Raw genomic sequence first — 11,053 nt, 5'->3', positions numbered from 1 at the left:
CCTGCCCTCGCCCGCCGCGCCCCAGGCCGATGGACTTCTCGGACCTGCCGTCCCCCGCCGCGCCCGTGTCCTTCGACTTCGCGGAGCCGCCGGCCCCCGCGTACCGGCCAGGCCCCCGCGTACGGCCAGTCCCCCGTGCCCACGGATGATCCGTTCGCCGTGGACTTCACGTCGCCCCCTCCGGCCGCGCCGCCCGCTCCGGACTTCCAGCTGGACTTCGGCGACCCGGCCCCGGCCGTGCCACAGGCCCGCGTCAACCCCGCGACGGACTTCGGCGACGTGGACTTCGGCGACCCCTCGCCCGTCCCGGCCTCCGCCGCCACGGGCCTGCCGGACGCGCTGGAGTTCGACCCCACCGCCGCGCCCGTGGATGACCTGGAAGCGGACCTCTCCGCGCCGCTGCCGCCCCCGCCCGCGGCGGGCCCCACGGACGGCCTGGAGATGCTCAGCTTCATCGACGACAGCGCCGGCAAGGAGGCCGGCGGCCGCGTGCCGGTGAAGCGCTTCCACGTGCGCCGCCGCTCCGGGAAGATGTTCGGCCCGTTCGAAGAGGGCGTCATCGTCAAGATGCTCGAGGACGGCCAGTTGCTGGGCAACGAGGACGTCTCGCCGGACTCGGAGGCGTGGTCCGCCATCGGCACGGTGCCCGTCTTCGCCGCCGCCATCCAGCGGCTGATGGAGGGCCCGTCCAAGGCCGTGCCCCTCGCGGCCACGCCGGGCGCGCCGGCGCCGGACACCGCGGGCGCCGCGGATCCCGCCAACCCCCAGGCCAGCATGGAGCGGCTGCGCCAGCTCTACGAAGGCCGCATGGCCGCGGTGTCCGTCGTGGACCGCAGCGCCGCCGAGGCCAAGTGGAAGAAGCGCCTGCCCGTCTTCATCGCCGCGGGCGTGTCGGTGCTCGTGCTGGGCACCGGCGCCAGCTTCGAGGCCAGCCGCTACGGCGCCTTCGGCCGCCACAAGCTCTTCCCGGCCCGCGTGTCCGCCGGCTCCCCGGAGGCGAAGCTCGTCGAGGAGGCGCGCAAGGGCCTGCTGGCCGACACCTACGCCAGCTACAAGGAGGCGCGAAAGAAGAGCGCCCAGGTGCTGGCCACCCAGGAGTACCCGGAGGTCCGCGCCCTCTGGTGCCAGTCCGTGGCCTACCTGCAGCGCCGCTACGCGGACGGAGACCGCTCCGACCTCACCGCGTGCAACACGCACATGGAGGCCATCGAGCTGCTGGGTGAGAAGAACGTGGAGGTCATCAAGACCGCCGCCGCCATCGCGCTCACCCAGCGCAAGGGCGCGGAGGCGCAGGCCCGCCTGCAGGACGCCTCCACCCGCGAGGACAACCAGGGCGACCTGGAGCTCGCGTTCCTCCTGGCGGAGTCCTACGCGCAGCAGAAGGACATCCCCAACGCCGTCGCCACGCTGACCAAGGTGCTGGAGAAGGACCCCAAGTCCGCCAAGGCCCACCACGCGCTGGGCAACCTGTACCAGGCGCAGGGCAAGGCCGACGAGGCCGCCAAGGCCTACGCGGACGCGCTCGCCGCGGATCCGCAGCACGCCGCCTCCGCGGTGGAGCTGGCCGCGGTGGAGCTGCTCGTGCGCAAGTCGAACATCGAGCAGGGCGCCCAGGCCGTGGAGAGCGCCCTGACGCTCCAGGACGCGCTGGGGCCCGCCGAGCGCGCCCGCGCCCGCGGCCTCAAGGGCGTGGCCCTCTACCAGCAGTTCAAGCCCAAGGAAGCGGAAGCCGAGCTGCGGGCGGCCTACAAGGACAACCCGGACTCCGCCTTCATCAAGGCCCAGCTCGCCCAGGTGCTGCGCTCGCAGCGCGACTACGACGGCGCGCTGCCGCTCTTCGCCTCGCTCGCGACGGAGGACAGCGGCAACCTGGAGTTCGTGGACGGCCACATCACCGCGCTGGTGATGACGGGCAAGATGCAGGACGCGCTCACCGCCGTGGAGGCCGCCAGCAAGAGCTTCCCCAACGAGGCGCGCATCGCGTACCTCTACGGCCGCATCGAGGACGCGCTCGACAAGCCCGTGGAGGCGGAGGGCCACTTCAAGCGCGCCACCGCCGCCGACGCGAAGCTGGTGGACGCCGGCCTGTACCTGGGCCGCCTGTACCTGCGGCAGCACCGCAACGCGGACGCGCGCGGCCTCCTGGAGGCCGCCGCGCAGCAGGCGCCGGAGCACGCGGGCGTGCACGCGGGCCTGGGAGAGCTGGCGCTCGCGGAGAACAACAGCCTGCTCGCGCAGCAGGAGTTCGACCGCGCCGTGCAGCTGGACCCCAACCTGGCGGACGCCCACCTGGGCCTGTCGCGCGTGGCCCTGCTCAACGGCGACACGACCCGCGCGGAGACGGAGGCCAACCGCGCCCTGGAGCTGGATCCGCACCTGCTGAAGGACGGCCGGCTGCAGCGCGGGCTCGTGCTGTGGCGGCTGCACCGGCTGGACGAGGCCGTGACGGAGCTGGAGAAGGCCAAGGCGGAGGACCCCCGCTCCACCACCACGCCCATCACCCTGGGCGCGGTGCTCCTGGAGAAGGGCGACCTGGCCGGCGCGGAGAGCAACCTGGGCCTCGCGCTGCGCAACGAGCCGTCCAACCACGAGGCGCTCTACTACCTGGGCCTCGTGCGCGCGAAGCGCTCGGAGTACACCCAGGCGCTCGACAGCATGAAGACCGCCGTGGACCGCGCCCCCAAGCGCGCGGACTACAAGTACGCCTACGGCGTCATCCTGCGCGACGCGAAGCGGCTGCCGGACGCCATCGAGCAGTGGCAGGCCGCCGTGACGCTGGACCCCCACTACGCGGACGCGCACGAGGCCCTGGGCCACGCCTACCTGGAGCGCGCCGACTTCGACAACGCCATCGCCTCCTTCGAGGCGGCCCTCAAGGCGGATCCGCAGCGCACGCGGGTGATGGGCGCCATGGGTGACGTGCTCTTCAGCGCCGCGCGCTGGGACGACGCCGTCCGCCGCTACCAGGCGGCGCTCAAGGCGGATCCGAAGCTCACGTACGTCTACTACAAGGTCGCGCGCGCCTACACGGAGCAGGCCCAGCACGCGAAGGCCATCGACTGGTACAAGAAGGCCACCACCGCCGAGCCGGAGAACCCGCAGCCCTTCTACTACCTGGGCTTCGCCTACAAGGAGCGCAACAAGCGCAAGGACGCCATCACGGCCTTCAAGGAGTACCTGGTGAAGAAGCCGGACGCGGCGGACAAGAAGGACATCGAGGACGAAATCTACGACCTCGAACACTGACCCAACCCCTCCGGGCGTCCGGCCCTGAGCACCCGGCGCGTGGTGAGCCTTGCCGGCCCACGCCCGGGATGACTACAAGGCGTGCCCCTATGCTGGACCTCCGGAACGTTGCGCAGAACTTCGATGCGGTCGTCGCCCGACTGAAGACGCGGGGCGGCAGCCTGGACCTCGGCCCCTTCCAGGCGCTCTTCCTGGAGCGCCGCGACCTCTACGTCTCCATGGAAGCGCTGGCCGCGCGCCGCAACGCCGCCAACGAGGAGATGAAGCGCAAGGCCAAGGAGGACCCCGCCGCCCTGGAGAAGCTGCGCGGCGACCTGCGCGGCGTCTCCCAGGAGATCAAGGAGAAGGAGGCCCGCCTCAAGGAAGTGGAGGAGGAGCTCAACCGCATCCTGCTGCTCATCCCCAACGTGCCCCACGACTCCGTCCCCGTGGGCACGAGCGCGGACGAGAACGTCCAGGTGAAGACCTGGGGTGAGAAGCCGAACCTGCTCTTCACGCCGAAGCAGCACTTCGAGCTGGGCGAGTCGCTGGGCATGCTCGACTTCGAGCGCGCCGCGAAGGTGTCCGGCAGCCGCTTCACCTTCTACAAGGGCGCGCTGGCCCGGCTGGAGCGCGCGCTCGTCACGTTCATGATCGACGTGCACACGTCCAAGGGCTACACGGAGCTCTTGCCGCCCTACCTCGTGCTGCGCGAGACGATGATGGGCACCGGCCAGCTGCCCAAGTTCGAGGACGACGCCTTCAAGACGTCCGGCGACCCCGAGCGCTTCCTCATCCCCACCGCGGAAGTCCCCGTGACGAACTACCACGCGGACGAAATCCTGGAGGGTGAGCAGCTGCCCCTCCGCTACTGCGCCTTCAGCCCGTGCTTCCGCGCGGAGGCCGGCGCCGCGGGGCGCGACACGCGCGGCCTCATCCGCCAGCACCAGTTCCACAAGGTGGAGCTCGTGAAGTTCGCCCCTCCGGAGAAGAGCCTGGAGGAGCTGGAGGCCATGACGGACGACGCGTGCGACATCCTCCGCCGGCTGGGGCTGCACCACCGCGTCATGCTGCTGTGCACCGGCGACATGGGCTTCGGCGCCCGGAAGACGTACGACATCGAGGTCTGGCTGCCGGGCCAGGGCGCGTACCGGGAGATTTCGTCCTGCTCGGACTGCGGCGACTTCCAGGCCCGCCGCGCGAAGATCCGCTTCCGCGCCCAGAAGGGGGACAAGCCCCAGATGGTGCACACCCTCAACGGCAGCGGGCTGGCCGTGGGGCGCACGAGCATCGCCATCCTGGAGAACTACCAGCGGGAGGACGGAAGCGTCGCCATCCCGGAGGCGTTGGTGCCGTACATGGGCGGGTTGAAGGAACTTCGCCCCCTGTAGTCAGGGGCTGAGGGCCCCGGACGTGAAAAGGGGCCAACATCTCTCTTGCCACAGGGAAGAAATGATGTAGAAGGGCGGCCCCACGGGCGCGGTTGGCCCGCCGGGAACCGAGCGGCACCTGCTGTGGAGGCGTGGCCGAGCGGTTGAAGGCAGCGGTCTTGAAAACCGCAGAAGGTGAAAGCCTTCCGTAGGTTCGAATCCTACCGCCTCCGATTTTGAGCTTGAGTTTCGTGGTTCTTTGACAGAGAAGAGTTGGAGAGATGGCCGAGAGGCTGAAGGCACAGGTTTGCTAAACCTGCATACTCGAAAGGGTATCGAGGGTTCGAATCCCTCTCTCTCCGCCACTTGATGTAAAGCAGCAGCCGGAAGAAATGCTCCCTTAGCTCAGCTGGATAGAGCGTCGGACTACGAATCCGAAGGCCGGAGGTTCGAATCCTCCAGGGAGCGCCACTTCTTCTTTCAGGCGCGCACATCATGAGTGACGACATCGCTTTCATGCAGCAGGCTCTTGAGCTCGCGCGGGAAGCAGCTTCACTCGGGGAAGTACCGGTGGGTGCGGTGGCGGTGCTGGACGGAAACGTCGTGGGCACGGGCTACAACCGCCGCGAATGCGACCGGAACCCCTTCGCCCACGCCGAGATGATTGCCCTGGCAGCCGCTGCCAGAGCGCGTGATGCGTGGCGACTCTCCGGGGTGACCCTCTACGTGACGCTGGAACCGTGCGCGATGTGCGCCGGTGCGCTGGTGCAGTCTCGTGTCACCCGACTCGTCTTTGGTACGATGGACCCGAAAGCGGGCGCGGTCGGCTCGCTGTACAACCTGGTGGAAGAGCCCCGGCACAACCACCGGCTCCAGGTGACAAGCGGCATCCTGGCGGAGGACAGTCGCCAGCTTCTCAAGACGTTCTTCGAGCGCTTGCGCGCGAAGCGACGTGAAAACTGAATATCTGGAGAGCTGGCCGAGTGGTCGAAGGCACCTGACTCGAAATCAGGCGTACCGGCAACGGTACCGTAGGTTCGAATCCTACGCTCTCCGCTCCAAAGTCTCTGGAGAGGTGGCCGAGCGGTTGAAGGCACACGCCTGGAACGCGTGCATATCTGAAAGGGTATCGTGGGTTCGAATCCCACCCTCTCCGTTGTTAGCTTCGAAGTAATGATTTTGTGGTCGGGACAACGTGGGGGCGCGAACCCGCCAGGTCCGGAAGGAAGCAACGGTAGCGTACTTCCGCGTGTGTCCCGGCCGTTCTGTCTCACCTGAAGCGCCGACATCCCTCCGGGGATGCCGGCGCTTCGGCTTTGCGGGCCTGCCCTCCCCTGCCCGGCCGCTCCCGCGTCAGTCCCGGACGAGGATGGTCTCTCGCCCCACCTGGCGGACGACGCGGAAGCCAGCGGCCTGGAGCTCTTCCAGGGCCCGGCCCTCGAAGGTGACGGCGCGGTTGAAGGCGCGGTCGCGGATGGAGGCCTGGAAGGCGGCGTCCCGGGGCCAGTCGCAGGTGCGCCAGGGGATGTTCCGGCCGATGTAGAAGTAGCCCCCGGAGCCCCACAGCCCCTCGTTGACGATGAGCAGCCCCGTCGCGTCCCCCTGCGTGGCCCGGACGATGGCGCGGAACTGGTCCGCGCGGAGGTCGTTGGACGGGAAGCCCTGGCCGTGCACGAAGCCCAGGGACAGCGCGAGCACCGCCCCCGCGCCCCGCAGGCCCGGCCGGGGGAGCGCGGCGATGGACGCGGCCAGCTGGGACGCGGCCGCGAGCAGCGCCACCACGAGCCCCGGGTACAGGAAGCGCTCCTCCTTGTGCGGCGTGGTCAGGAGGACGGCCGTGTAGACGGCCGCGCAGGTGAGCGGCAGGGACAGCGCGCGAAAGCGGAACAGGGGCACCAGCGACAGCGGCACGGCGGCCCAGGCCCAGAGGGGCACGGCCTGGAGCAGCGGCTCCCAGTAGAAGCCCGGCGGCGAGGCGCCGAACGCGGCGGCGGCCTTCCCGGAGAGGACGTTGTAGTCCACGTAGGCCAGGAACGAGTGGAAGGGCGTGCCCCAGGTGCCCCAGTCGAGCAGGCCCAGGCCCGCCGCCACCACCGCACCGCCCACGCAGGTGAAGGCGAGCAGGCGCCACCGCCTGGCGACCAGCAGCCACCCGAGCGCGGCCACCACGAAGAGGGCGGACGGGTAGCGCGTCACCACGGCGAGCCCCAGGCCACGCCGCCCAGGAGCCCGGCCCGGCGCACCCGTGCGTCCGGCCCGGTGTCCGGGCGGTCCAGGGCCTCCATGGCCACGAGGAGGAAGGACGCGGAGAAGGACTCCGACAGGGTGCGGCCGGCGAAGAGGAGCACCGGCGCGCTCAGCCCCACGAGCAGCACCGCGAGCGCCGCGCCCCACGGCCCCGCCCGGCGTTCCGCGAAGCGGTGGACGGCCCACAGGCTCCAGGCGTGGAGGGCCAGCTGGGGCAGCGCCACCACGCCCCGGTAGATGCGCGGGTCGGTGATGCCGAAGCCGTGCGCCAGCTTGAGGAAGGCAGCCAGCACGCCGGGGACGGCCCAGTTGCGCAGGCCCTCGCGCCACTCCCAGGCCAGCACGCCGTAGCCGTGCACGCGCCAGTACGCGGGCTCCAGCGCCTGGAACACCTCGTCCGGGTGGATGCGCCCCAGCTGACGCACCGCCAGGACGCACGGCACCAGGGCCACCGCGAGCAGCCCCAGCGCGCGGAGGCGTCCGGGCAGCTCCGTCCGGACGGCGGACGCCGGGAGTTCCACCGGGGCCTGGGGGGTGGCGAGGGCTTCGGGCGCGTCGGGGATGGGGGCGTTCACGTGGCGAAAGCCGACTCTTTCTGGACCCGACGTCCAGCGCAAGACGCGCGGTGTTTGTCGGGGAGGTCTCGGCTCGGGTAGGAACGGCCTTTTCCCCAAGGAGGAAGACCATGCCAGACGTCATCGTGGTGGGCGCGGGCCACAACGGACTTGTCGCGGCGGCGATGCTCGCGCGCCGGGGCCTGTCGGTCACCGTGCTGGAGGAGAAGGACCAGGTGGGCGGCGCGTGCAAGACGGAGTACCCGTTCCGCACCGCCCCGAAGCTGGGCGTCTCCACGGGCGCGTACCTCCTGGGGCTGATGCCGCCGGAGCTGCTCCAGGAGCTCCAGCTGGAGCTGCCCCTCAAGCGCCGCGACCCGCACTACTTCCTGCCCACCCTGGACAAGCGCTACCTGCTCTTCGGCTCGGATGAGCGGGAGCTGGAGCGGCAGTTCCGCGAGTTCTTCTCCGAGGCGGACTGGAACGCCCACGTCGCGATGAACGCGGAGCTGGGGGCGCTGCGCGAGGACCTGGCGCCCGCGTGGCTCCTGCCGCCCCTGTCGCTGGAGGAGACGGCGGAGCGCTACGTGCGCCCTGCCCTGCGCCAGCACTTCATCCGGCTGTGTCGCGGCACGGCGCGCGAGTACCTGGAGCGCTTCGGCTACAAGTCCGACTTCGTGAAGGCGATGTACGCCGTCACCGACGCGTTCTCCGGCCTGGACGGCGGCTACGACACGCCGGGCACGGGCATGAACCTGCTGGTGCACAACCTCTGCCGGCTGCCGGGCAGCGGCGGCACGTGGATGATCGTCGAAGGCGGCATGGGCACCGTCACCCAGCGCATCGCGGCGCTGGCGCGCAAGCACGGCGCCCAGCTGCGCACGAACGCGAAGGTGGCGTCGGTGCGCGTGGACGGCGGCGTGGTGAAGGGCGTGGTGCTGGAGGGCGGCGAGGAGCTGTCCGCGAAGGTCGTGGTCTCCAACGCGGACCCCTTCCGCACGCTGAAGCTGGTGGACACGTCGGCGCTGCCGGAGGCCTACCGCCGCAAGGTGGACGGGCTGTCCGCGCCGGGCACCACGCTGAAGGTGAACCTGTGCCTCAAGTCCCTGCCCACCTTCACCTGCCTGCCGGAGGACCGGGGCCAGTTCGGGCCCACCATCCACCTGCTGCCCCAGGGGGACGACGTGCTGGGCGCGCTGGAGCACGGCTACAAGGAGGCGAAGGCGGGACGGCTGGCGGAGTTCCCCTCCATCGAGTGGTACGTGCACACCACGGTGGACCCGTCCCTGAAGGACGCGGAGGGGCACCACAACTCCGCCCTCTTCGTGGAGTGGGTGCCGGAGAAGCTGGAGGGCACCACCTGGGAGAAGGAGGAGGCGCGGTACGTGAAGCACCTGCTGTCCATCTGCGACCGCTTCGCCCCCGGCACCAGCGACCTGGTGCAGGAGTACTTCGCGCTCACGCCGCCGAAGATTGAATCCCACTTCGGCATTACCCGCGGCCACATCCATCATGTGGACAACAAGCGCGGGTTCACCGACCGGCTGCCCTATGAGACGCCGGTGCAGGGGCTCTACTTCTGCAGCGCGGGCTGCCACCCGGCGGGCAGCGTCATCGGCGCGGCGGGGCACAACGCGGCCAACGTGGTGCTACAGGCGCTCGGACGCTGACAGGGAGTGCGGCTCACGGTGGGCGGAATGGACGTTCCATGGATCATTCGGCCCGCCGTGTTTAGATGACTGTCCCCATGAGCTACCTCGTCCTCGCCCGTAAATGGCGCCCGCAGAAGTTCGATGACATGACCGGCCAGGAGCACGTGGTCCGGACCATCGGGAACGCCATCAAGATGGACCGGGTCGCGCATGCGTACCTGTTCTGTGGCCCTCGAGGGGTGGGCAAGACGACGGCCGCCCGCCTGCTCGCCAAGGCCCTCAACTGTGAGCAGGGCCCCACGGCGACCCCGTGCGGCACCTGCCGGGCGTGCACTGAAATCACCGCTGGCACCAGCGTGGACGTGGCGGAGATCGACGGCGCGTCCAACAACGGCGTGGAGAACGTGCGCGAGATTCGCGAGAACGCGAAGTACCTGCCGCAGCGCGACCGCCACAAGATCTACATCATCGACGAAGTCCACATGCTCTCCGGGGCGGCGTTCAACGCGCTCCTGAAGACGCTGGAGGAGCCGCCCGGTCACGTGAAGTTCATCTTCGCGACGACGGAGGCGCACAAGCTCCCGGACACCATCCTGTCGCGCTGCCAGCGCCACAACTTCCGGCGCATCTCCGCGGCGCGGATGCTCCAGCGCCTGAAGGAGATCTGCCAGGCGGAAGGCGCGGGCATCTCCGAGCAGTCGCTGTCGCTGGTGGTGCGCCAGTCCGAAGGCGGCATGCGCGACGCGCTCAGCCTGCTGGACCAGATTCTGGCGTCGTGCGGTCCGAACCCCACGGACGAGGCGGTCGCGGAGGCGATGGGCGCCATCGACCGTACGGTGGTGCAGGACTTCGCGGAGGCGCTGGTCCGCAAGGACGCGAAGCGCGTGCTGGGCCGGGTGGACGAGGTCTTCAACCGGGGCCTGGACCTGAAGCGGCTGGCGGAGGAGCTGGCGCTGCAGCTGCGGCACCTCTTCGTGACGAAGTCGCTGGGTGAAGCGCCCGCGGAGCTGGCGGAGTCCGAGCAGAAGGCGCTGTTGGCGCTCGCGAAGGAGGCGGACACCGCGCAGCTGTCGCGGCTGTTCGACATCGTGCACGGCTGCATCTGGGACGTGTCGCGAGCGGCGCAGCCCCGGCTGGCGCTGGAGATGGCGCTGCTCAAGGCCATCCAGCTGTCCCCCGCGGGTTCGATTCCCGACCTGCTGGCCCGCGTGGAGCGGCTGTCGGCGGGACTTGGCGCGGAAGGCGCCGCGAAGAACACGTCCGGAGCGCCGGGAGGTCGCTCCGGTCCCGCGAACTTTCGCGTCTGAGGTCCAGACCGGAGTCCGCGCACCCGCGCCCGTAGCGGCGGCTCCGCGCCCTGTCGAAGCACAGGGTGCATCCGTGCAAACGGGGGCGACGTCACGTCCGTTCGATGCGCAGGGGGCGTCCGCGCATGCGGGTGCCACGCCGCGTCCGTTCGAGCCCCAGGCGGGATCCGCGCTCACCGGCGCTTCGCCGCGCATGACGGATGCGCAGGATCCGTCCACTCACGCGGGCGCCACCGTCCGCCCCTTCGACGCAATGGGCGCGGCGGCGCACCCGGCCTCCAACGGACAGCCACTTGAGGCCCAGGGTCCCGCGACCTACGCGGGCGCCAGTCCCCGTCCCCTGGGGGCGCAGACTCCGTCCGTGCCTCCGGGCGCCGCGCCCCAGTCCTTCGAGGTTCGCGCGCCCCCACGGCGCATGACGGCGCACCGTCCACGGTCGTCACGCGTGCACCGGAGCCGCCCCAGGCCGGTGCTTCCGCCGTGGCCACGCGGACGCCTCCCGCCGCGCTGATGGAGGGCCTGTCTCCCTCCGCGGCCCGTCCCCTCTCCTTCCTGCGCAATGGCGCGCCGCGGGCAGCCCTGTTCCGACGCCCGCCGCCGTGCCTCCCGCGCCGGTGGTGATGGACGACCTGTCGGCCCTCCGCCGCGCGTCCGCCTGTCGTTCCTGCGCAATGGCGGCGGCGCGGCCCCCGCGCTGG

Annotated in this window: 7 protein-coding genes, 5 tRNA genes and 1 other RNA gene; 11 read left to right on the top strand and 2 right to left on the bottom strand. The window is 70.5% G+C overall.

Going from position 1 to position 11,053, the window contains the following annotated elements:
• Nucleotides 1-135: 135 nt before the first annotated feature.
• The 9 genes from ACLEQD_RS26755 (at nucleotide 136) to ffs (ending at nucleotide 5,865) form a co-directional block, all read left to right on the top strand.
• On the top strand, nucleotides 136-3,246 hold the full coding sequence (locus ACLEQD_RS26755; RefSeq protein ID WP_410387785.1) for a tetratricopeptide repeat protein: 3,111 nt from the start codon (nucleotides 136-138) through the stop codon (nucleotides 3,244-3,246).
• 89 nt (nucleotides 3,247-3,335) lie between these two features.
• Nucleotides 3,336-4,616 (top strand): serine--tRNA ligase, encoded by a 1,281-nt coding sequence (gene serS / locus ACLEQD_RS26750; RefSeq protein WP_410387784.1) that lies wholly within the window; start codon nucleotides 3,336-3,338, stop codon nucleotides 4,614-4,616.
• Between the two features lie 125 nt (nucleotides 4,617-4,741).
• Nucleotides 4,742-4,828 (top strand) — tRNA-Ser (locus ACLEQD_RS26745).
• Nucleotides 4,829-4,870: 42 nt separating this feature from the next.
• Nucleotides 4,871-4,960: transfer RNA gene (locus tag ACLEQD_RS26740), tRNA-Ser, on the top strand.
• 29 nt (nucleotides 4,961-4,989) lie between these two features.
• Nucleotides 4,990-5,066: transfer RNA gene (locus ACLEQD_RS26735), tRNA-Arg, on the top strand.
• A 24-nt stretch (nucleotides 5,067-5,090) separates the two neighbouring features.
• Entirely contained in the window at nucleotides 5,091-5,558 is a 468-nt protein-coding gene (gene tadA, locus ACLEQD_RS26730; protein ID WP_338264346.1) for a tRNA adenosine(34) deaminase TadA, read from the top strand.
• Between the two features lie 6 nt (nucleotides 5,559-5,564).
• Nucleotides 5,565-5,651: transfer RNA gene (locus ACLEQD_RS26725), tRNA-Ser, on the top strand.
• A gap of 13 nt (nucleotides 5,652-5,664) precedes the next feature.
• A tRNA-Ser gene (locus tag ACLEQD_RS26720) sits at nucleotides 5,665-5,751 on the top strand.
• 22 nt (nucleotides 5,752-5,773) lie between these two features.
• Nucleotides 5,774-5,865, top strand: an RNA gene (gene ffs, locus ACLEQD_RS26715) — signal recognition particle sRNA small type.
• 83 nt (nucleotides 5,866-5,948) lie between these two features.
• Here ffs and ACLEQD_RS26710 read toward each other — a convergent pair.
• Both ACLEQD_RS26710 and ACLEQD_RS26705 read right to left on the bottom strand, forming a co-directional pair.
• Nucleotides 5,949-6,794: a hypothetical protein gene (locus ACLEQD_RS26710; protein WP_410387783.1), complete on the bottom strand. Its 846-nt coding sequence runs from the start codon at nucleotides 6,792-6,794 to the stop codon at nucleotides 5,949-5,951.
• On the bottom strand, nucleotides 6,788-7,417 hold the full coding sequence (locus tag ACLEQD_RS26705; protein WP_410387782.1) for a hypothetical protein: 630 nt from the start codon (nucleotides 7,415-7,417) through the stop codon (nucleotides 6,788-6,790). The genes ACLEQD_RS26710 and ACLEQD_RS26705 overlap by 7 nt, the downstream gene beginning before the upstream one ends.
• Before the next feature lie 110 nt (nucleotides 7,418-7,527).
• On the opposite strand from ACLEQD_RS26705, the gene ACLEQD_RS26700 reads away from it, so the two are divergent.
• Nucleotides 7,528-9,066, top strand: coding sequence for a phytoene desaturase family protein (locus ACLEQD_RS26700; RefSeq protein ID WP_410387781.1), 1,539 nt, complete (start codon nucleotides 7,528-7,530; stop codon nucleotides 9,064-9,066).
• Between the two features lie 65 nt (nucleotides 9,067-9,131).
• Entirely contained in the window at nucleotides 9,132-10,355 is a 1,224-nt protein-coding gene (dnaX, locus tag ACLEQD_RS26695; protein ID WP_410387780.1) for a DNA polymerase III subunit gamma/tau, read from the top strand.
• Nucleotides 10,356-11,053 lie beyond the last annotated feature (698 nt).

It is taken from the genome of Corallococcus sp. 4LFB, from assembly GCF_046520365.1.
In the GTDB taxonomy this organism is placed as follows: domain Bacteria; phylum Myxococcota; class Myxococcia; order Myxococcales; family Myxococcaceae; genus Corallococcus; species Corallococcus caeni.
The sequence above is the reverse complement of the archived record's forward strand: the minus strand, read 5'-3'. Positions and strand labels throughout refer to the sequence as shown.

Excerpts from the sequence above, each read along its gene's own strand:
- ACLEQD_RS26700 (WP_410387781.1), top strand. The coding sequence starts at position 7,528 with ATGCCAGACGTCATCGTGGTGGGCGCGGGCCACAACGGACTTGTCGCG.
- tadA (WP_338264346.1), top strand. The coding sequence starts at position 5,091 with ATGAGTGACGACATCGCTTTCATGCAGCAGGCTCTTGAGCTCGCGCGG.
- dnaX (WP_410387780.1), top strand. The coding sequence starts at position 9,132 with ATGACTGTCCCCATGAGCTACCTCGTCCTCGCCCGTAAATGGCGCCCG.
- serS (WP_410387784.1), top strand. The coding sequence starts at position 3,336 with ATGCTGGACCTCCGGAACGTTGCGCAGAACTTCGATGCGGTCGTCGCC.